We start from the raw sequence: 20,602 nt of genomic DNA on the forward strand, positions 1-20,602 counted from the left end.
TTCTGATTTTTAGAACACTCTGCTCAATGGCTGCTATTCAATTCATAATCGATAACTTTCAATACTAAAGCTTAATTTGTCGAATGGCTTGTATCATTAAAAATAAATTCCTTCAACTCTATTATTATAATTATTTTTTTTTGATATTTTTGCGTTTTTGTATGCAAAAAAAAGTTATTATAAATTCATCTCGTTGTTTTCAATAATGAGATAGAGATAGCTCACCATATTTTTTTCTAAAATGATCTTTTAAGTTTTTCGAAATTGAGATAGTCTGTCCTGCATATGACTTATATCATTTTTATCTAAAGAAGATATGAAGCACTATATATTACACATAAAACAAGAAGGAATTCCATGTCTTTTTCTCTTTGTATTATACTTTACCTCCTCACTGGTTCTATTGCTGGTATTTTAGCTGGACTTCTTGGCATTGGTGGTGGAGCAATTGTTGTTCCATCTCTTGCGTTTATCTTCCTGCATAGTGGGATGCCAAAAGAACACATTATGCATTTAGCAATTGGCACTTCGTTGACTGCCATGTTTTTTACATCCTTTTTTTCCAGTTATTCCCATCATAAGAAAGGACGAGTCGAGTGGGATATCCTGTTAAAAACAGCCCCAGGAATATGCCTAGGTGTTTTTGTGGGAGCTTTTTTTTCGGCAAGAATGAATACGGAAACACTGACGATCGTGTTTGCTATTTATTTAATTTTTATCTCAATACAAATGTTTCTTAAAAAAGATAAAGTAACAGAAAAAAAGACCCTTTTTAAAGAATCAAAATCGACATTAGCTAGTGGCGGAGTGATTATTGGTTTGCTTTCTGGGTTATTAGGTGTGGGAGGAGGAACCCTCACAGTTCCTTTTCTAACTTATCTTGGCAAAAGTGTGCACAAAGCAATAGGGACATCTGCAGCCTGTGGATTTATTATAACTATAGTTGGCACAATTTGTTTCACGTTATTAAGTGGCGAGGCTAAAAATCTTCCAGAAGGAACGATTGGATTTATTTATCTACCAGCAGCACTTGGCGTTACAGTCATGAGCTCAATTTTTGCACCCATCGGTGCAAAAATATCGGGTCAATTGTCTCCAAAAGTTTTACTCAAATGTTTTTCGATTCTATTACTTGCAGTCGCAGTAAAAATGCTCGTTTGAAATTGTTTAAAACAATTTTTCAAGCAGAGTTCCCACCATGGGGGCAAAAAGAAAACCACTTTTATGTGCGCCTGCACAAACATATCCAGTCGTATGTTCACTCTTTAAATTGAGTTTTTCGATAACTAATTCGCTATGACCATAGCCTATTCTTACGCCTGTTTTATATTCCAAATTTTTTATATTTGTCTTTGTTAAATAAGGTTCATTTGCAAAAGATTCAGAACAAAGCTTTATGAGTTCCTTATTCTTCTCGAATAGCTCAGTTTCATTGAAAATATTGATATCGTTAATCTTAAGCGTAGAAGATGAAATTGATTGATTTTCAATTGGACCACTCATTGTCACTTTCGTTTTCATATTTTCAGCAATTTTTTCCATGAGAACATAATCTTCGCTATAATTTTCAAAAATATTTTTTCCATAAAATGTTGTACCCACAGTCATTCTTTTTGTTTTTTTCATTTGTTCCGGTATAGGTATCTCTAGATCTCTTAACAAAAGCTCAGTCCAAGCACCTGTGCAAAAAATAATGTTATGCTTGTGCCCTACTTCGCTTAGTTTATCCAAATCAATTTTAGTAAATTGTTTATTTATAAAATTTACTTTACGCTTAGATAATACATCAGTTAAAAGTTGCATGAGAATAAAGGAATTCACCCAACCTTCTTGTTGATAAATTATTTTTCTTTTACCCTCTTTTAAAATAAAATCAATGGGGAGGTTTTTATTTCTCAATTCATCATCATTTTGCTTGACTCTTCTATAATGCTTATCTCTATTAAACTCACTCGTAAAAAAATCTACGCCAAGGCCTATTTTAAAAACTGTTTTTATATTTTGCTCAGATTTAACTTCTTTTAACAAATTTTCTATCCAGTTTTGATAACATTTTTTCGCATCTAACTTAACTTGAAAATGTTTATCTCTACCGTATAATTGTCCTTTAGTTGCTAGGTTTGCTGCAGCTGCATATGACCCTGCTAAAGTATTATTCGTAGATATGATTTGAATATCCGTTCCATTTTTTTTATCTCGTGAAAGATATTCTGCTATGGATAACCCTAATATTCCAGAACCAATTATAGATATTTTTTTCATTTATAGAGTCTCACTTTCAACTTACAATCATGACTTTCAGAAACCGATTGTGTTATATTGGTATACTTTAAAAATAAAAAGAATAAAATAAAATTTGGCTCATACTTCCTAATTTACCTATGCACATGGCTCATTTTTTTAGATTATAAAAATATTTTTACGAAATTTGCATTTATAATTTTATCATTATAAAAATCTAGGACCAGGCAGAAAAGCTGTTAGGTTATTTTAAAAGAAAGTGAAGAGGACAATATCTTGCAAGATAACAATCAATCCTATTTTAATAAGACATTTTTTATTTTAAGCCTCGGATATTTAATCGATTATTTTGATCTCACTCTTTTTGCCGTCATTCGGAACAGCGCACTTTCAGCAATAGGTGTGAGTGAAGCGGATATGCTTTCCACAAGTTTGCTAATGTTCAATTTACAAGCTCTTGGCTGTGTAATTGGAGGTGTTATTTTTGGTATTTGGGGAGATAAATATGGCAGAATATCAGCAGTTCGTGCTGGTATATTATTATACTCAATTGCCAATTTAGCCAATATTTTCGTAACTAATGTGCCTGCTTTTGGCTTAATGCGCTTTTTAGCAGGCGTAGGACTCGCAGCTGAATTAGCGGCATCGATCACTTTATTAAGTGAAATTTATTCCAAAGAAAAAAGAGGTATTGCGTCTGGAATTTTATATTCCTTTGGAATACTTGGTGGAATACTTGCTACATTTGTAGGGAGTCATTTACATTGGCAGCAGGTTTTTTTAATTGGTGGAATTTCAGGGATTATTCTTTTATGCTTAAGATTTGCTTTTGTAGACTCGAAAATATTTATAGATTTAACAAAAAATAAAGAAACACCTAGAGGTAGTCTTAAATTAATGTTTTTGAAGAAGGAAAGCTTTAAAAAACTTGTATGTCTCACATTAGGAGTTTTCCCATTTTGGTTTGTTGCTTTTACTGTAAATTTCTCACCTGAAATTGCTAAACGCTCTCTTTATCCTTTCACACCCAGTCAATCTATCTCTCTTGCATTCTTTTTTGTTGGCAGTTTAATCGGCGCACTCTTTTTCCCATTTCTAAGCAAATTTTTTAAAAGTCGAAAAAAATCTATTTTTATAGCTCTTTTTCTGATGCTGAGCGCATTTTCAACCTTTGCTTTGCCGAATTTTATGCAATTAGAAATCTTTTATAGCGTACTTTTTATTGGTGGTTTCACCAATGGCTACCTTGGCATTTATTTGCTTTTTTGTGCAGAAGTTTTTGGCACGAATCAGAGAGTCACTGCAACATCTCTCATTTCGAATATTTCAAGAGGTTCGCTAATATTAAGCAATTTGCTGGTGCCATTTGTTGCTACATTTTTTTATAAAATGGGAACAGGAGTTGCTCTTTGCGCAGCTTTTTTCTTTCTTCTTGGAATAATCCCCATTTTTGTTATTAAAGATACGTTTAATAAAAATATAAACTTTATCGAGAAATAAGTTATTTACCCGTATTTTCCATAGCAAATGCAAACTTTCCCATGCTCTTTAAATACATATATGCACTTTTCACCTGATAATCATCACGCAAGGAAAGCGGCCAACGATCGGTATCTTTGTCTTCTTTTTTATTTTGCAGAGCAACTGTGTTTTGATCTTTTGCCTCTATATGTTTATCTAAATCAGCTTCTCGCCGCGCTCGACCTATATTGGATTCACTTTGCACTTGCTGAACTTTGCCTAAGATGGATTGTGAAATAAGTGGTATATCGGGTGTTATTCCCTTTGCTTGAATACTCCGACCTTTCGGTGTGTAATACCGCGCAATTGTCAGTTTCAAAGCGCCACCATTTGGCAAAGGAACTATATTTTGGACGCTCCCTTTCCCAAAAGTTTGAGTTCCCATAATAATTGCTCTCTCTCTATCTTGTAATGCGCCTGCAACAATTTCACTTGCGCTTGCAGTCCCTTCATTTACGAGAACAATCATTGGAAAATACGATAAAGTATTTCTCTTAACTGCATATTCAACATCTTCAGGTTTATTTTGATCTCTTCCAATTGTTGAAACAATTATTCCTGAATCTATAAATAAATTAGTTACACGCACAGCTTGATCCAATAGTCCGCCAGGATTGTTTCTGAGATCTAAAATAAGTCCTTTTACTTTTCCGTTATTTTTTACTTCAAATTCTTTAATACTTTTTGCAAGTTGCTCAGAAGCATCTTCCTGAAATATTGTTAATTTAGTATAAATATACCCAGAACCTAATTGATGCATAACTACGCTATTGCTTCGAATAATTTCACGCTCTAAAGTAACACGTTTCGTAATTATAGTTTTAGATGATTTATCGGGTGTATAATATTCAAGCGTAATATCTGTCCCAACCGCACCACGCATTTTTGAAAGAGCTTCTTCTATATTTTTAGAATTTACAATAGTGTCATTTACATTGGTGATAAAATCACCTGCACGAATTCCTGCTCTCTCTGCAGGTGAGTTATCGATAACTTCAATGACTTCTAATTTTCCACCCGCTGGATTTACCACAACTCCTATTCCACCAAACTTTCCGCTAGTATCTGTTGAAAAGTCTGAATATTGTTTTTGTGATAAATATGTTGTGTGAGGATCTAAATCCGATGTCATGCCTTTTAAAGCTTTTTCTATTAAAACATCTGGATTGACTACACTTGGATCCACATAACTTGACTCTAAAAGGTTAAGTGCTTTTGAAAACGCTTCAAGAGCTTGATATTTTTTATTTTCAATTTCAGCTCTCTCACTTATAACATGTTCATTTGTTACAGGTGGTGGAGTGACTCCCGCAAAAGTGGAATTCGCTAAAATATTTAAATTAAATAGAAAATTTGGGAAAAATAAAAATATAATTTTATTAATTTTTTTTCTTTTTATTTTTAACATAACGATATTCCTCAATAAAAAAATTGAATATCTTTACAATAGAAGTCAATCAATATGATAGGATTAAAAGCAGACTATTGTAAGCATGCAATTAGATCCTAATTGACATCAAATAATAACTTGACTGCATAAATGAGCAAAAAAATATTTTCTTGATACCATCCTCATAAAAAAACAAAAATTAATTTGATTTTTTTCTAAATTAGACAATATAAAATTGCATATATTACGTCAATTAATTGACATTGATTCCTCATTATTTTTTGGGCACTAATAAGTACATATTTTATTGATACATAGTATAAATTTTTATTACACCAAATTTTAATTTAATTAAAATAATAAAGACATTAAGTTGTCGAAGAATTCGGCGATGGTAAATTAAATATCCATGCTAATGAAATTGGCGTCTGTGCAAATTATCCGTCCATTATTCGCTTTATTGAAAATTTTTGGAATTATAAATATTTAAGCAATTTGAACGCAGATAATATTGAACTTAAAAAAAATACGCTGTCAATTCCCTTGGACACGGTGGAGGTTTAACCGGAATTCCTAGGCACCATCACATTTTCTTCTTAGAGATTATTTAAAATACTTTGCTAAAGTATCAGAAAACTCTATAAATGCTCGCTTATTATCGATGCATTTATTAATTAAAATTAATATTTACCTTGGTATTATTAATGATGTTTAACAAGTATTTATTGAAGTTAAATACACTAAATATGACTTATTAATAAATTAAAAAAAATAATTTAAATACCTATAAATAATATTTTTTTATTTAAATAAATTCATTAAAATTTAAATCACAAATGTAAAAAAACCTTCAAAATACCAGAATTATATAATAAGGCTCAAATTGAAATCTTGTAGAGATATAAATTATAATAAAAAATTATGCATTAAAAAATTAATTAAAATCATAAAAATATATAAAAATTATTTAAACTTATACAATACGAACTAGTTTAAATATACAAATAAATAACGACAAAATATTGACATAAAAAATATAAATATAATTTTATTAATGCTATTTTTTCTTTTCTAATTAAACAAAATTATTTTTTCAGGAGATTAAAAAATGTTATTTTCTTTTATTAAAAATACATTAAAACACACAAAGAAGTTAGCTTTTTTAGGCTTTGCAACCGCTAGCTCTTTACCTGCAATTGCCAATGCGGAGGAATGCTTTTTTATGCAAGATAAAGCAACTGGCCATTATCTTGATGGTAATAATTCCTCTATTTATACACAAAATTTTAATAATGGAATGTATCAAAGATGGAGTTTAATTCACACGGGTGATGGGAAATCTGTATTTTTAGTAAATAAAGCCACAGGAAAAGCTCTTGATGGCAATGGAAAAGCTCTTTATCCACATGTCCCGAATGGTGGTGCATATCAAAAGTGGGAATTGGTTTCATCCCGTGATGGTGGAAATTTGTTTTATGTAAGACACCAAATTTCAGGGAAAGTTTTAGATAGCAACCATGCCTATAATGCTTATTTATTCGATTACAATGGTGGTGATTTTCAAATTTGGAGATTTCACTCAACAAGTTGTAATTGATAACTTTGCTCCTTGATTTAAAATTCAACTCTAAATACAATTATTTTCTAACAACTCACAAAAGGAAATGATATATGACCTGCTCTTCTGGATCAGTGTAGTCTGCAGCGGATAAAACGCTTAAAGCCAAAGAACAAATTGAAAAATATGCTTCAGGCTCAAAATGACAAGATTCAAGCAATATTTGAGCAAGCAATTGCTCAGCACTTAAAAAATGCCAAAGTTTCGGATGCAAGAGAGATTGATACGATTGCAGAAATTAAAACAGAATATATCAGTGAATTTAGCTTGGAGGTCATAGCTGGAGTTGTGACAAGAGCTTTAAAGGCTCTTGAAAAAGCAAAAGATCCTACAGTTAAAACGCCTGCAACAGATGAAGACGCCATAGAAGCATATATTGCTGTTGTAAATTCCGTTGCTGAAGCAGCAAAATCATCTGCATCATCTTCGTCTAGTCTTTCCTTCTCCATGTGCCGTTTATCTCCAGGATTATTTGCTTTCCTATATGCTGTTTCAACAAATATCAAAGATGAAGATACGTTCGGTACAGAAGCCGTGTGCTCAACGGCAATTTACTACAGTCTCATGGAAAGTATCGAAGATGTGAAAAATGAAGCAACCTTTCAAGCCTCACTCATAGATGCAAATAATCTTTTAAATATGAAAACTCTGCAAGCAGGGCTTACAGAAGATTTAAAAAATAAGAAAATTACAATTGAGACTTGGTTGACAAAGGATCAGAGTTATTCAAAAGCAATCAAGCAAATAGAGGAACGTCTTGCCAATGCTCATTTCAAACCTGAAAACTCTTTAAAAGTCTTGAAAGCAACTATTACTAATAAAATATACTTGCATATATTTATATAATTCAGACTTCTTAATAATAAATAAAAACCAAGAGCTATTAATTATTTATAAATAGCTCTTGGTTTTTATTTATTATTAACCTTACAGATCGAAAAAATATTTTTTAAACAACGTTATAAAAACTTGTTAATTAAGCTGGAGATCCTTCACTTGCTCCCCCGCCTGAACGTGGATAACTTTTGCGACCAGAAATCATTGAGCGCATAAATTCACGATTTAAACGTGCGATATTTTCAAGACTGATATCTTTTGGACATGCACCAGCACAACTGCCCATATTTGTACACGATCCAAAATCTTCTGCGTCCATTTGGTAAACCATTTTTGCAACGCGCTCAGATCGTTCAGCTTGCCCTTGAGGTAACAAAGTCAATTGAGAAACCTTAGCAGAGACAAACAACATAGCCGCTCCGTTACGACAAGCTGCAACACATGCGCCACAGCCTATACACGTTGCGGCATCGAAAGCTAAATCAGCTTTTTCTTTTGCAATTGGCAAAGCATTTCCGTCTGGTGCACTTCCAGTATTCACAGAAACATAACCACCCGCTTGTATAATACGATCAAAAGCGGATCTATCGACCACTAAGTCTTTCATAACAGGAAAAGATTTTGCTCTAAAAGGCTCGATCACAATAGTTTGTCCATCACGATAATGGCGCATATGCAATTGGCAGGCGGTAGTTGATTTTTGTGGTCCATGTGGGTTGCCATCAATCACCATTGAGCACGATCCACATATCCCTTCGCGGCAATCATGTTCAAAAGCAACGGGCTCTTCACCTTTTAAAATCAATTTTTGGTTAAGGATATCAAGCATTTCAAGAAATGACATATCTGGATTGACACCTTCGAGATCATAATCGCAGAGTTTACCTTCTGCATGCTGATCTTTTTGTCTCCAAACTTTAAGGTGTAAAGTCATATGTTTATTAGAGCTTTTATTTTTCATAAGAAATTGTCCTTCTTGTTTACTTATAACTGCGTTGGGTTGGATGACAATATTCAAATTCCAATTTTTCAACATGACGCTCAGGTTTTTTACCATCCCCTTTGTATTCCCAAGCAGCTACATGGGCAAAATTCTTATCATCACGCTTTGCTTCGTTGTCTGGAGTTTGATGTTCTTCTCTAAAATGTCCACCACAGGATTCTTCTCTTGTGAGGGCATCGAGACACATTGTTTCACCAAGTTCTATAAAGTCGGCAACTCTGCCAGCTTTCTCAAGTTCTTGATTGAGTCCTTCACCGTGACCAGTGATAGCAACATTTTGCCAAAACTCTTCGCGAATTTTTGGAATCTGTTTAAGTGCTTTTTGTAGGCCTTCTTTATTGCGCGCCATTCCACAATAATCCCACATAATATGCCCCAATTCTTTATGAAATTGATCGACAGTTTTGTTACCTTTGATTCCAAGTAACTTAGTAGTTCTTGCTTTCGCACTTGCTAAAGCTTCTTTGAAAGCAGGGTGGTCTGTTGTTACTTTAGGAAGGGTGGTCCCCCCAATATAGTTTGTCAGGGTCGTTGGGATGACAAAATATCCATCCGCAAGACCTTGCATAAGCGCAGATGCTCCTAAGCGATTCGCACCATGGTCAGAAAAGTTTGCCTCACCAAGGACATGCAAGCCTGGGATAGTCGATTGGAGATTGTAATCCACCCAAAGACCACCCATTGTATAGTGAACTGCAGGGTAAATGCGCATTGGCGATTTATAAGGATTTTCACCGGCAATTTTCTCGTACATTTGGAAGAGATTTCCATATTTTTCACGGATTTTATCTTCTCCTAAACGTTTAATTGCGTCGGCAAAATCCAGATAAACAGCTAGTTTTGATGGACCAACTCCTTGACCATTGTCACATTCGAGCTTAGCTGCACGGGATGCAACATCACGAGGAACCAAGTTACCAAAACTTGGGTAACGGCGCTCTAAATAGTAATCTCTTTCATTTTCAGGAATTTGCGCAGGTGGACGGGTGTCGCCTGCCTTTTTTGGTATCCAACAACGACCGTCATTGCGCAGAGATTCTGACATAAGAGTCAATTTCGACTGATGATCACCAGAAACTGGAATACAAGTCGGGTGAATTTGGGTGTAACAAGGGTTAGCAATCAAAGCGCCTTTTTTGTGCGCTCGCCAAATAGCAGAGGCATTCGAGGCTTTTGCATTGGTCGAAAGATAAAAAACGTTACCATATCCACCTGTCGCTAAAACGACAGCATCGGCGTGATGTGTTTCAAATTCACCCGTTGCGAGATTGCGCACAACAATTCCTCGTGCGTGCCCGTCAATGACAACAAGTTCAACCATTTCACGGCGTGGATACATGTCGACATTGCCGTCTGAGACCTGTCTCATCATGGCTTGATAAGCACCAATCAACAATTGCTGTCCCGTTTGACCGCGTGCATAAAATGTACGAGAAACCTGTGTTCCACCAAAAGATCTTGTATCTAAAAGACCACCATATTCACGTGCAAAAGGCACACCAAGTGCAACACAGTGGTCAATTATACGCACTGATGTTTCCGCTAAACGATAGACATTTGATTCTCTTGCACGGTAATCTCCACCTTTAATTGTTTCATAAAAGAGGCGATAAATGGAGTCGCCGTCATTTTTATAGTTTTTAGCTGCATTGATACCACCTTGAGCGGCAATTGAGTGCGCTCGGCGTGGAGAATCATGAATGAAAAAACTTTTCACATGATAACCCATTTCACCCAATGATGCTGCTGCCGATGCACCACCCAAACCTGTTCCTACAATTATTATGGAATGTTTTCTACGGTTTGCAGGATTTACAAGCTTTGAAGAGAAACGATGGTTCGTCCATCTGTCTTCAATTGGACCTGTTGGAGATTTGGAATCGAGGTTGATTGCCATTTGATATTACCTCGCAAAATAGACAAAAAGTGGTTGAGAAATAAAACCAGCAGCAACAACAACTGCATAGGTATAACCGAAAATTTTAAAGAATTTATTATAACGTGGATGGCTGAGACCGAGCGTTTGAAAAATAGATTGCACACCGTGATAAAGATGTAAGCCAATTAAAATCATAACAAGTGCATAACCTGCAACATAAAGTGGTTCATGAAATTTTTCGATCACCAATTTATAAATATCTCTCATTTCAATGCCATTATAAGTAACAAAATATTCTGGACCAAATTTAAAAGTAATAAGGTGCCAAATCACAAATGCAAGCGTAGCAGTTCCTGTGTAAATCATGGTTCTCGATGCAATAGAAGCTGATTTTTCACGCATAGGTGCAACGGCATAAAATTTTGGTTTTGTTCGAGAGTTTCTTACCACTAAAGTCAAACCCGTTACGGCATGAAATAATAAAACAGCCACTAAAAATGCCTCAATCAAATAGATCAATGGATTGGAAGTGAGTGCATGACTATAATTATTATATGCTTCTGCACCAACAACAATAAGCATATTTCCTATCATATGAACCATGACAAATAACGACCAAACGATAGCAGTTAATGCCATTAAGTATTTTTTACCAATGGTACTCGTTAAGAAACTAGAATTTGCTGACATAGAGCAATTCTCCTAATAAATGATCAGAAAAAACAAAACCTCTCAATACACAATTGAGCATTCACACTCAACCTGTCAAACGTATAAAGATAATATTCTCATAAGACAAATTGCAAGTTTTGCATGCGGATTACAATTTGCTTGAAAGATAATACAAATCAATAAAACACATCGGTATTATCAAGCTGCTTCTCAATTTTAACATGCAATACGGATGACATATTTTCTGCTGATTCCTGATTGATCTTATCAAATTTTGCCGCACATTTTTTGCCTGTGTTGAGTTTTTGAAATTTGCATGAAATACATTTTTGATTCGCCTTTAGATTAAACGCCAGGTATAAAATATTTCTTAAATAAAATAAAAAAATTTTATACGTTGTTTTTTCAGTCAGATAAAAACCCAGCTAAGCTAAAAATTTAAAAACTTGATCTTTTAAAATTTTATTTTAAGATTTTTTAAATATTTAATTCATGTAGGAGGATTTATGAAAATTTTAGTTTCTTTAATTATTTTTGCAGGATTTATTGTGAGTTGTGGGAAGGATAAGGGCGAAAATGTAGAGTATGCGCAGTGTAAAAAAGAAGATCCAACCAATCAAGTTTGTCAGTTTATTGGAACTATAAATAATATTAAAATCGAATTATACCCCTATGATGAATGCGAAAATGATAGACAGTTTTATTTAAAAAATAATATTATAACTCAGAATGAATACAACACACTTGTTAAGTTTAATTTTAGACCAATTATAAGCCGCTTAAAGACTCTTTCTACAGTTGTTGACTGCCACCCCAAACCTAAAGAGAATTAACCCACCTTAGACACAAGCAAGGTCACAGCAAAAAAGCACATAACGAGACCGGAAAAGATTGAAATATAGCGAGCTTTGTTTTGTAAAAATCCGGATGCTTTGCGAGCAAGTAAAAGATAAGTTAACATTGATAAACACGTAACGATAATTTGAATAATACACAACGTAATAAGTTGAGAAAATGCTTTCTCATCCTGCGTTATAAACTGTGGAATAAGGGCAACATATATAAATAATACTTTTGGGTTCGTGATACAGCATAAAAAGGCTTCACTAAAAAGAGCTTTTTTCGACCGCTCTGCAATTGATTCGGTTAAAGAAAATTTTAGATTGCCTTTGCTCATAAAAGACTTAATTCCCAAATAAAATAGATACAAAGCACCGACTATTTTTAGTCCCATAAAAAAATTGGGTGATATTTTTAAGACACCACCAACACAAAATACAGTGACTGCGGCAAAAAATAAAAGAGCAAAAGCAGTACCTGGAACCGCAAATAAAGCATTATTTAATTTATACTTTAAGCCATTGTTGATCATGAGGACAACATTTGGCCCTGGTGAATAAGCAAGTGCCAAAACTGTCCAAGTAAACAACAAATAAACATTTAAATTTTCCATATATTTCCTTATTAAACTAATTTGTCATGAAAACGATCGAGCAAAGGGGTAAAATTCATATTTTTAATTTCGAAATAAATGCGTTCAATTCCTTTTGACTTTCCTTTACGCTTGATATGAATATCACCCACATCATACAGAGCATCGAGGTGAGTTCCGCCACAAGGAATGGAAATGCCATTCATCCTCCAGATTCGGCATTCTGGCTCACCGGGAATTTCAACCATTTCAACCTTGTCTTTATTTAGAATAGACTTCTCAACGAATGACTTTATAAACTTTACATCATCTTCAAGAAATTTTTCAACTCCAACATCAAACCGGCCACCATCATTGCCAATAAGGCAGCCAAAAGTCGTTTCAGGAACTGTACTTCTGAGTTCTGTCATACCCATATACACTACATGTGATACTGTGTGACTTATGGTCAATTCACAACGGTTTTTCAGATCGATTTCGACTTCAATCTCTCCAGAATCTGGCAATAAGTCAAAATTTTCTTGCGCTAGAGTCAAGCGAACTTCTCCCTCAACATTTATCAGAGGAAAATCTTTTCTAACGACTGAGCGCCCTATTCCTACAGACTTTTGTGTGTCAATAAAAGGTAAAATTAAATCTTTATATTTAACCACTCCTTTATCTCCCAACTGACCGCCTCCTTCCGGATAGGCAATGGATCGCGCCAATGCGATTGTATTGCAGTCTCTTTTTTCAAATTGGGAGATCGCTCGTCTACTGTATGGGAATTGATAATAGAGTTTTTCTGTTTTATAAGTCATAAAATTCCTTTCAAACATGTGCGAATTCTTTGTAATAAATCTTCTAAATTCACCGTTGCATCGGGACTGAGTCGAATGCATTCATTTCTAATTTTTGCAATGACGCCGAATTCAAGCAGTTTATTATAAATTTCCAAAGTATCAATATTTTCTAAGGTAAATGACACAATACCTGAGCATTTATCTTCTTCAATTGGTGAATGAACATTTGCTCCATAACTTAATAATAGCTGAGTTATAGCAAAAGAATTTTGTTTTATTTTTTTTACGACAATATCATAGTTTTCATTTAATAATTCTGATATTGCACTCTGTAAACTTATAAATGAAACTCCACTTAAAGTTCCTAATTCAAATCTTAGCAATGTATGATCAATTTGACGATTTTTGCAATCGTACTGATTCCGATCTGAAAAACTATTGTAGCCAAAAATAGTTTGTTCTATGAGCAAATTCATTCTCTCTGAAACAAGAGCAAACGCAGCTCCCTCGAGGGCACGAAGCCATTTGTGGCCAGCAGAAATAAAAAAATCAATTTCGTGAATGTCAAAATCAATTGCGCAGGAACCAATTCCTTGCACAGCATCCACAGCAAAAATTACGTTGTTTTTTCGACACCATTGTGAAAGTTCTTTTAGATTATTTTTATAGCCATTCCAATAATTCACCCATTCTATCAACATAACATCAATTTTTACATCTTGTAAATCTTTAACTTTAATTTCACCTTTATCATTTCCAATCTCGATTACTTTATAATTATTTTTTTCAAAAGATAATTTTATACCACCAATTGTTGGAAAATATTCTTTTGGAATGGCAATAACACTTCCTTCTTTCAGTTTTAATTGTGAAAGTATGATACTCATAGCATCGGTTGTTGAAGTATAAAAAAGAACACTATTCTGCTTATTTTTTAAAAGTTCTGAAATTTTTACGCGGCACTCTTCTACTTTTTCCCAACCACTTTTATAGCCTGTTAAATAAAAATTATTTTCCTTATAAGAGTTTATAAACTCCATAACAACTGAGTGCGTTTCAGAGCGCAGTTGGCCAACAGATGCTGTATTTGCATAAATCATTTTCAATACCTATTTTAAATTTTAAGAGCACAATTGATTTCATCTGTATAGGTTTCTCCTCTATCAGGAGAAATGATTAGAACTATTTCGTTTGTATTACATTGCTTTAAAAGTTGTTTTTTAGCAATACTCAATGCTAAACATGTACTCATACCAACTGTATAAGAATTTCTGTTTGTGAATATTTTCATTTCATGCAGTGTTCTATAAATATTAGACACAAGAATTTCATCGATATATTTTGCCGCTTCTAAAAATGTCAAACATATTTCATCTTCAGAACCCACACCCCGACATGTTGATAATTTATATGTAATTGATCGTTTTGCCTGATTCACAATGCTACTCGAAATATCACAACCAACTATTTTTGTTGCAAATCCATTTTCTTTAAGTGCGAGGCTTACCCCTGCAAGCAGCCCCCCAGTACCGACAGGAGCTACAACATACTTTGGTTTGATCTGCATTGCTTTAAGATCGTTTACCAATTGCATTCCTAAAGTTTCTTTAAATGCATTTATAAGATCTAAATTATTATGTTGATCAAATGAATACCAACCTTCTTTATCAATTAGATAATTTAATTCTTCTATACGGACAGAATTATTTTTTACCATTTTAAAGCAACCATTTTTGCTCTCGACTACTTTTGCTAAATAGGGATGAGGAACTTTTGTCGTAATAAACTGAGTTTTCCCTTTTGCTAGATGTACACAATGTGATAATGCCATTGACCAAGAGCCACTGCTTCTATCTGCTACTTTAGAAAGGTCGATTTTTTTATCTAACGCCTTTTTTACTAAGTATGCTGCGGAACGAAATTTATGATTGTAATTCAGCGATCCTCCTTCTAATTTTATATAAATACGTTCGTCATCGGGAGATTGAACAAGAGGAGTCTGCAAATACATAATTCTGTTTAAACAATCTATACTGTTCATAGTTTTTCCTAAATAATATTCTAAAGACAAATAACTTCATCACAATAAAGGTGTTGTTTATTTAAATAAAATTCATTTAATTCTAATGAATCACATATTATTATATTTTGATTATTATAAGTCAAAACTTTTTCTATATATTTCTCTTGTGATTTTTCTTCGTTGTAGAGTAATACTTTTGAACAGACTTCTACACCTGTAAAATGATTAGGCAAAGCTAATAACCCTTCTTGAATATAGTACTTATCACTCTGTACATAAACATACCCACTTAGAAATGAAAGACCCAAACTTTTATTCTGCATTGTTTGAATAATATCAATTTGTAAATTTTTTACATTCGATCGATTACTTATAGCTTGTAAAAGTGACAAAATATACAAACAACATATATCGTCAGTATTGCCAATTTTATTTCTCAGATAGTTTAGTAAAATATTAAAATTTTGTGGCAATTTATCAAGCAATTCTCTTATATAAATATTTTCACTTATCAACGAACAAGAGTAGTCATAGATTTTTAAAAAATCATTATCTATCTCGACTTTGAATGAAATATTTAAATCTGAATTTGTAACTGGAATAATAACTTCTAGATCCTGACTAACTATAGGTAAATAAGTATTATAAAATTTTATTTCCATTTTATTTCTCACACATCATATGACATGATTTTTGAATAAGTACTTCTGTAAATTTCAAATGCAAAATTCTTTCTATTCAAAATATTTACAATATTACTTTTTTTAATATTATATTCAGGATCTGTTATATTTAAAATAATCCCGATAGCTGTCCCAGAGTGAGCAACACATACCCCACAAGCTCGATTCGCCAAACATATTTCTAAGATTTCGTCAAAATTCTTTTTTGGCAAATAATTCTGACTGATTTGTGCACTCATTGTAGCACATTTCCCTAAAATTTCAGTATTCCTAATCTTTAGAGCAAACTTAAGCTGCTGATAAATTATTTCAAATTTTCTTAATTCATCATTGCTGTATTTTATATTTTTTGAATTAAATTTTAAAGTATCAACCTCGCCTTCTTCCATTATACCAATTATTTCAAAAGGGATAAAACCTAGGCTTTCCTTTAGTAGGCAGTCATGATGATAATAGGCATTAAAACCAGAATACATCACACCATCCGTTGGTTCGACCTGACGGCAAATTGAGGAAATCAAATCACGCTCACTCTCTTCATCATATTTTTCATTATGCAATATAGCTTTTAAAGTAGCGACTATATCAGCTGAGCTAGAAGCTAGCCCTTTGCCACGAGTCAATTCTGAAAGAATTACAAGTGAATAATTTCCTTTTTTTCCTAATTTCTCTCTTAATATATCAGCAGCTCGATAGCTTTTTGCATAAATATCTCTGTTATCAAGAATAGTTCCTTCAAGATATTTTACGCAAGAAAATTTTTGAATTGGAAGCGTAACTAGAAAAGGTTTAGAATGAATAACTCCTTGGATAAGTTCACCAAAGGTACCGTTACAAACAGCTTGTGATTGAGTGTGCATATATGTATTAAATCTTTCTATAGAATAATAAAAAAATTCTTCAAATATCAAAAAGTGAATATTTAATCCTATAAATTACATTTCATAACAATTACATTTAATGAACTACTCTTAAAGATTTTTCAGTGCAAGATTATTTATTAAATTTTTTATTTCATATTTTTATATAGACTTCCAATTATTTTAATAGAAATTATGATATTTTTCAAATTCATAATTCCTAGATTACCATAAATAATATCTGCTTAAATTAATTTCTTAAGGCAAATAAGAAATTTGATTAAAATATAAATGTAAGTCTTTTTTATTTTATCCACGATTATTTCTAAAATAATATATATTAAGTATTATTTTATTTTTTATAAAAAAATTCTAATTTTTGAACAAGATAAATTCACCAACTCCTTCCTTAAGAGCATCTTCAATTCTTAGAATTTTGTGAAATAGAATAAAAACAGAAGCTTAATAGAAATAATGAATTTAATTATATATGTGCTATATCATTTAGAATAGAAAAATTTGTGCATTGCAAGAATTGTAGATGGAGATAATACATCAGGCCTGGTTTCTTCGCTGATACCGAGTGAGGAAGCTAATTGCCAAAATTCACTCATTTTACCCGGATTTTTTTCCTCAAGCTGCTGAAGCTGCGCATGCAAAGCTCTTCTTAGCATTTTTCGCCGCGCGCTAAATAAAACAGTTGTAAAAGAACTAAAAGCATTGTCTTCTTCTTGAGTTGGAAATGAAAAGCTCTTCGGACTAAGCAAAACAATAGCAGAATCAACTTTCGGCTGAGGAACAAAACATTTTGCAGGGACGACAAAAAGTTTTTTGACTTCAAAAAAAAGTTGAATACGTACGCTCAAGCGTCCGTAATCCTTTGTTCCTGGCTTTGCCTGAAGCCTATCTGCAACTTCATTTTGCACCATGAAAATGCCATGTGTATAAAATTTATAATATTTACAAAACCAAAAAAGAATGTCACTTGTAATATAATAAGGTAAATTTCCAACGCAAATACATTTTTGCTCTAAACTAAGAGAACGATCTTCACTTGGATCCCATTTTAAAATATCAGTCTGCACAACTTGAAATTGCTCTTTATAATCTTTTGCTAAAGTTTCATTTAACCCTTGCACTGATCGTTCGTCTTTTTCTAGTGCTGTTATTTTTATATTTTTTTGTAGAAGAGGAAGGGTCAATGCACCTGATCCTGGACCAATTTCATGCACATATTTTTGTTCTTTTTCACTAAAAAGTGTATTAATAGAACTGGCTATTTTTTCAACTACGTTTGCATCTCTTAAAAAATTCTGACCAAGGGATTTCTTTGCGTGAAGATGAAAAGCATGGTCTGCTTTCTCTTTTTTGAATTCTTTTTCTTTTTTGAATTTACTGCGCATAGCCGTCCTGCCAGTTGAAGGTTTAGAGGAGATGACTCCAGTCATTGCTTTGCAAGAAGGAGAGTTCGGTGTCAAGCAATCCTTTTAGACTTTACGAATGTCCAGCAACACGTTCCGACAGAATCAAGTTTATGCTAGAAGAGTTAAGCATCCCATATGATTTAAAATTGATTGACCTCGCAAAAGGGGATCACAAGACCAGTGAGTTTTTAAAATTAAATCCTTATGGTGCCGTTCCTGTGCTTGAAGACATAGAGAAAAAGCTTTTTATATCTGAATCAGGTGCTATCTGTGAATATATTGCAATGAACTATAAACAAAAGCTTTATTACCCCAATGAAATGAGCGATGAATTTATTCGATATAAAGAACTTATGTATTTTGCTGTCAGTTCTCTAGATCCTATCTGTTTAACTATTTTGCATCATGCAAAATCGCTTGCTCCTGAAAATCGATCGGTATATCTTCTTGAAGATGCCATTAAGAATTTCTCTTATTGTGCACAATTCTTAGAACATGCGCTAAAAGATAAAACTTATGTACTTGGCAACAGTATAAGCACACCGGATTTTATCATTGCAGCAACACTGATTTGGGTCAAAGAAGAAGTTGCAAAACACCCTATACTGCAAAAGTATATCGAAAATATTTTAAAACTGCCTTCTATGATAAAAGTACGCAATGATATTAAAAACCGACTTAAGTAGCAAAAATTAAAAAGGCCTTAATAAATGTCTCGGCAAATGAATTATATTTATAAAGCAAGAAATGAATTAGAAATTTACATAAAAAATAAACATATTCAATATGAACATGGAAATACTCCTTTTGGATATTATTTTTGTGTCTTTGAAAATCAAAATATTTTACACTTAATTTTTATTGATGAGATTGACTTAAAAAATACGATTGAAAATTACACTAAGAAATATCGTTTGGCCTTATCTTTTGCACCTTCTGCCAATTCTCATATTTTTGATAAAGATTTAAATATTTTAAAAGAAAATATGCATTTTATTTTATTTGGCACTCCCTTCCAAATAAAAGTCTGGCAATCACTTCTTTCAGTACCTTTTGGCAGTCATATGACATATAGCCAATTAGCTATGAATGCCAATTTACCTAACTCATGTCGAGCTGTCGCAAATGCAATAGGCGCGAATCCAATTGCTTATTTTATTCCATGTCACCGCATTCTGCGCAAAGATGGTGGACTTGGTGGATATCGTTGGGGAATAAATAGAAAAAAACTTATGCTCAGTTTTGAAGAAAATAAGATAATATCTTCTGTTTGAACAATGAAAAACTCTAATATTTATTAAGGAGAAAATATGGAAATTGCTACTTTCGGCGCTGGATGTTTTTGGGGAGTAGAAGCAAAATATAGAACAATTAAAGGAGTTATTTCAACCGAAGTTGGATATTTGGGGGGCACTCTTAAAAATCCAACTTATGAAGATGTCTGTACGGACAAAACGGGTCATGCTGAAGTTGTTCAAATCACTTTTGATCCTAACGTTGTTAAGTATTCTGATTTACTTGATGTATTTTGGAAATGCCACAACCCAACGACGTTAAATAGACAAGGCCCAGACATTGGCACGCAGTATCGATCAGCAATTTTCTATCACAGTGAAGAGCAAAAAATTATTGCTGAAAAGTCGAAACTCAATTTAGAAGAAAAGCATGTGTATAAAGAGAAAATTGTTACAGAAATAACCACTACCTCAACATTTTATAAGGCCGAAGAATATCATCAACAATATTTAGAAAAAAAAGGACTTGCAAACTGTCATATTTAAAACAAAAAAAGCGTTGATTTATCAACGCTTTTTTTGTTCTTTTTGGTTGGAGACGGGCTGCTGCTCAGGCTGTTTTTGACTATTGGCCTGATTCGCAGTGGCAGCTTTTTTATTCTTATCTTGCTTTGGTTTTTTCTTACCATCTTTACCTGGCATCGAAATCTCCTTTTCAAATGTTATGTTAAAGTAACTATAATAACGTAAGCGATGTCAAATTAGATTGCAATGAGGATATAAAATTTATTTTATGTCGAAAATAAAAATCAGAAGGCCTGCCGTTCGGTGCCGACCTTCTGCGTCGTTCTTCTGAGGAAGAAAAGTGGAATGTAAATGTAAGTGAGGACAATGCTAAGGCGAGAGATCAAAGGTAGGGATTTTTTTATAGGTTGGAATAGAAACCTTAATCCGAACACGTTTGTTTCTGGGTGTGTTATAAACTCAAGTAATTTTAAAATG

At 33.1% G+C, this 20,602-nt stretch carries 21 protein-coding genes; 8 read left to right on the forward strand and 13 right to left on the reverse strand.

The genetic code is table 11. The annotated features are described in order from the left end of the window. The first annotated feature begins 357 nt into the window (after window positions 1–357). Complete coding sequence (locus H7355_RS12500; RefSeq protein ID WP_186648046.1) at window positions 358–1,161, forward strand: sulfite exporter TauE/SafE family protein; 804 nt, start codon at window positions 358–360, stop codon at window positions 1,159–1,161. A 6-nt stretch (window positions 1,162–1,167) separates the two neighbouring features. On the opposite strand, the gene H7355_RS12505 is transcribed toward H7355_RS12500, so the two are convergent. Continuing rightward, window positions 1,168–2,262 carry an FAD-dependent oxidoreductase gene (locus tag H7355_RS12505; RefSeq protein ID WP_186648047.1) on the reverse strand — a complete coding sequence of 365 codons (1,095 nt, stop codon included), beginning with the start codon at window positions 2,260–2,262 and terminating at the stop codon, window positions 1,168–1,170. A 255-nt stretch (window positions 2,263–2,517) separates the two neighbouring features. Here H7355_RS12505 and H7355_RS12510 point away from each other — a divergent pair, with 255 nt between their 5' ends. Beyond that, entirely contained in the window at window positions 2,518–3,741 is a 1,224-nt protein-coding gene (locus H7355_RS12510) for an MFS transporter (protein WP_186648048.1), read from the forward strand. A gap of 1 nt (window position 3,742) precedes the next feature. On the opposite strand, the gene H7355_RS12515 is transcribed toward H7355_RS12510, so the two are convergent. After that, complete coding sequence (locus tag H7355_RS12515) at window positions 3,743–5,170, reverse strand: S41 family peptidase (protein ID WP_186648049.1); 1,428 nt, start codon at window positions 5,168–5,170, stop codon at window positions 3,743–3,745. A 1,090-nt stretch (window positions 5,171–6,260) separates the two neighbouring features. On the opposite strand from H7355_RS12515, the gene H7355_RS12520 reads away from it, so the two are divergent. Continuing rightward, window positions 6,261–6,749 (forward strand): RICIN domain-containing protein, encoded by a 489-nt coding sequence (locus H7355_RS12520; protein WP_186648050.1) that lies wholly within the window; start codon window positions 6,261–6,263, stop codon window positions 6,747–6,749. A gap of 147 nt (window positions 6,750–6,896) precedes the next feature. Further along, on the forward strand, window positions 6,897–7,616 hold the full coding sequence (locus tag H7355_RS12525) for a hypothetical protein (RefSeq protein WP_186648051.1): 720 nt from the start codon (window positions 6,897–6,899) through the stop codon (window positions 7,614–7,616). Between the two features lie 130 nt (window positions 7,617–7,746). Here the strand turns inward: H7355_RS12525 and H7355_RS12530 are convergent, their stop codons facing one another. Genes H7355_RS12530 through H7355_RS12540 form a run of 3 tightly spaced genes read right to left on the reverse strand, consistent with a single transcriptional unit; the run spans window position 7,747 to window position 11,179 of the window. Then, entirely contained in the window at window positions 7,747–8,568 is an 822-nt protein-coding gene (locus tag H7355_RS12530) for a succinate dehydrogenase/fumarate reductase iron-sulfur subunit (protein WP_222435715.1), read from the reverse strand. 19 nt (window positions 8,569–8,587) lie between these two features. Next, window positions 8,588–10,507 (reverse strand): fumarate reductase/succinate dehydrogenase flavoprotein subunit, encoded by a 1,920-nt coding sequence (locus H7355_RS12535; protein WP_186648053.1) that lies wholly within the window; start codon window positions 10,505–10,507, stop codon window positions 8,588–8,590. Window positions 10,508–10,513: 6 nt separating this feature from the next. Continuing rightward, the gene (locus tag H7355_RS12540) at window positions 10,514–11,179 is read right to left on the reverse strand and encodes a succinate dehydrogenase cytochrome b subunit (protein WP_186648061.1); all 666 of its coding nucleotides are present in this window, start codon (window positions 11,177–11,179) and stop codon (window positions 10,514–10,516) included. A gap of 488 nt (window positions 11,180–11,667) precedes the next feature. Between H7355_RS12540 and H7355_RS12545 the strand changes: the two genes are divergently transcribed. After that, window positions 11,668–11,994, forward strand: coding sequence for a hypothetical protein (locus H7355_RS12545; protein ID WP_186648063.1), 327 nt, complete (start codon window positions 11,668–11,670; stop codon window positions 11,992–11,994). On the opposite strand, the gene H7355_RS12550 is transcribed toward H7355_RS12545, so the two are convergent. From H7355_RS12550 to rsmA, 7 genes are all read right to left on the reverse strand, one after another. Further along, window positions 11,991–12,614, reverse strand: coding sequence for a LysE family translocator (locus H7355_RS12550; protein ID WP_186648065.1), 624 nt, complete (start codon window positions 12,612–12,614; stop codon window positions 11,991–11,993). The two genes, H7355_RS12545 and H7355_RS12550, sit on opposite strands and share 4 nt — an antisense overlap. 11 nt (window positions 12,615–12,625) lie before the next feature. Continuing rightward, window positions 12,626–13,393 carry a hypothetical protein gene (locus H7355_RS12555; RefSeq protein ID WP_186648067.1) on the reverse strand — a complete coding sequence of 256 codons (768 nt, stop codon included), beginning with the start codon at window positions 13,391–13,393 and terminating at the stop codon, window positions 12,626–12,628. Next, entirely contained in the window at window positions 13,390–14,475 is a 1,086-nt protein-coding gene (locus tag H7355_RS12560) for an aminotransferase class V-fold PLP-dependent enzyme (RefSeq protein ID WP_186648069.1), read from the reverse strand. Before H7355_RS12560 ends, H7355_RS12555 begins: the two co-directional genes overlap by 4 nt. Window positions 14,476–14,489: 14 nt before the next feature. Continuing rightward, window positions 14,490–15,416 (reverse strand): PLP-dependent lyase/thiolase, encoded by a 927-nt coding sequence (locus tag H7355_RS12565; protein WP_186648070.1) that lies wholly within the window; start codon window positions 15,414–15,416, stop codon window positions 14,490–14,492. 20 nt (window positions 15,417–15,436) lie between these two features. After that, window positions 15,437–16,060: a hypothetical protein gene (locus H7355_RS12570; RefSeq protein ID WP_186648073.1), complete on the reverse strand. Its 624-nt coding sequence runs from the start codon at window positions 16,058–16,060 to the stop codon at window positions 15,437–15,439. Between the two features lie 8 nt (window positions 16,061–16,068). After that, on the reverse strand, window positions 16,069–16,941 hold the full coding sequence (locus tag H7355_RS12575) for a GHMP family kinase ATP-binding protein (RefSeq protein WP_186648075.1): 873 nt from the start codon (window positions 16,939–16,941) through the stop codon (window positions 16,069–16,071). A 500-nt stretch (window positions 16,942–17,441) separates the two neighbouring features. After that, a complete protein-coding gene (rsmA, locus tag H7355_RS12580; protein ID WP_186648085.1) occupies window positions 17,442–18,419 on the reverse strand; it encodes a 16S rRNA (adenine(1518)-N(6)/adenine(1519)-N(6))-dimethyltransferase RsmA in 978 nt (325 codons plus the stop codon). Between rsmA and H7355_RS12585 the strand changes: the two genes are divergently transcribed. The 3 genes from H7355_RS12585 to msrA are packed head-to-tail and all read left to right on the forward strand — an operon-like array spanning window position 18,413 to window position 20,146. Then, window positions 18,413–19,051, forward strand: a complete 639-nt coding sequence (locus H7355_RS12585) for a glutathione S-transferase family protein (protein WP_186648087.1) — start codon at window positions 18,413–18,415, stop codon at window positions 19,049–19,051. The two genes, rsmA and H7355_RS12585, sit on opposite strands and share 7 nt — an antisense overlap. 24 nt (window positions 19,052–19,075) lie before the next feature. Further along, entirely contained in the window at window positions 19,076–19,639 is a 564-nt protein-coding gene (locus H7355_RS12590) for a methylated-DNA--[protein]-cysteine S-methyltransferase (RefSeq protein WP_186648089.1), read from the forward strand. A gap of 36 nt (window positions 19,640–19,675) precedes the next feature. After that, entirely contained in the window at window positions 19,676–20,146 is a 471-nt protein-coding gene (gene msrA, locus H7355_RS12595; RefSeq protein WP_186648091.1) for a peptide-methionine (S)-S-oxide reductase MsrA, read from the forward strand. Between the two features lie 21 nt (window positions 20,147–20,167). On the opposite strand, the gene H7355_RS16065 is transcribed toward msrA, so the two are convergent. Then, on the reverse strand, window positions 20,168–20,302 hold the full coding sequence (locus tag H7355_RS16065; RefSeq protein WP_286190844.1) for a hypothetical protein: 135 nt from the start codon (window positions 20,300–20,302) through the stop codon (window positions 20,168–20,170). Window positions 20,303–20,602: the final 300 nt, after the last annotated feature.

This window comes from Fluviispira vulneris (assembly GCF_014281055.1).
GTDB lineage: Bacteria > Bdellovibrionota_B > Oligoflexia > Silvanigrellales > Silvanigrellaceae > Silvanigrella > Silvanigrella vulneris.

Excerpts from the sequence above, each read along its gene's own strand:
- H7355_RS12520 (WP_186648050.1), top strand. The coding sequence starts at position 6,261 with ATGTTATTTTCTTTTATTAAAAATACATTAAAACACACAAAGAAGTTA.
- H7355_RS12575 (WP_186648075.1), bottom strand. The coding sequence starts at position 16,941 with ATGCACACTCAATCACAAGCTGTTTGTAACGGTACCTTTGGTGAACTT.
- H7355_RS12570 (WP_186648073.1), bottom strand. The coding sequence starts at position 16,060 with ATGGAAATAAAATTTTATAATACTTATTTACCTATAGTTAGTCAGGAT.
- H7355_RS12550 (WP_186648065.1), bottom strand. The coding sequence starts at position 12,614 with ATGGAAAATTTAAATGTTTATTTGTTGTTTACTTGGACAGTTTTGGCA.
- H7355_RS12530 (WP_222435715.1), bottom strand. The coding sequence starts at position 8,568 with ATGAAAAATAAAAGCTCTAATAAACATATGACTTTACACCTTAAAGTT.
- H7355_RS12555 (WP_186648067.1), bottom strand. The coding sequence starts at position 13,393 with ATGACTTATAAAACAGAAAAACTCTATTATCAATTCCCATACAGTAGA.
- H7355_RS12590 (WP_186648089.1), top strand. The coding sequence starts at position 19,076 with ATGTCTCGGCAAATGAATTATATTTATAAAGCAAGAAATGAATTAGAA.
- H7355_RS12505 (WP_186648047.1), bottom strand. The coding sequence starts at position 2,262 with ATGAAAAAAATATCTATAATTGGTTCTGGAATATTAGGGTTATCCATA.
- H7355_RS12545 (WP_186648063.1), top strand. The coding sequence starts at position 11,668 with ATGAAAATTTTAGTTTCTTTAATTATTTTTGCAGGATTTATTGTGAGT.
- H7355_RS12565 (WP_186648070.1), bottom strand. The coding sequence starts at position 15,416 with ATGAACAGTATAGATTGTTTAAACAGAATTATGTATTTGCAGACTCCT.
- msrA (WP_186648091.1), top strand. The coding sequence starts at position 19,676 with ATGGAAATTGCTACTTTCGGCGCTGGATGTTTTTGGGGAGTAGAAGCA.
- H7355_RS12500 (WP_186648046.1), top strand. The coding sequence starts at position 358 with ATGTCTTTTTCTCTTTGTATTATACTTTACCTCCTCACTGGTTCTATT.
- H7355_RS12525 (WP_186648051.1), top strand. The coding sequence starts at position 6,897 with ATGCTTCAGGCTCAAAATGACAAGATTCAAGCAATATTTGAGCAAGCA.
- H7355_RS16065 (WP_286190844.1), bottom strand. The coding sequence starts at position 20,302 with ATGCCAGGTAAAGATGGTAAGAAAAAACCAAAGCAAGATAAGAATAAA.
- H7355_RS12560 (WP_186648069.1), bottom strand. The coding sequence starts at position 14,475 with ATGATTTATGCAAATACAGCATCTGTTGGCCAACTGCGCTCTGAAACG.
- H7355_RS12535 (WP_186648053.1), bottom strand. The coding sequence starts at position 10,507 with ATGGCAATCAACCTCGATTCCAAATCTCCAACAGGTCCAATTGAAGAC.
- H7355_RS12515 (WP_186648049.1), bottom strand. The coding sequence starts at position 5,170 with ATGTTAAAAATAAAAAGAAAAAAAATTAATAAAATTATATTTTTATTT.
- H7355_RS12540 (WP_186648061.1), bottom strand. The coding sequence starts at position 11,179 with ATGTCAGCAAATTCTAGTTTCTTAACGAGTACCATTGGTAAAAAATAC.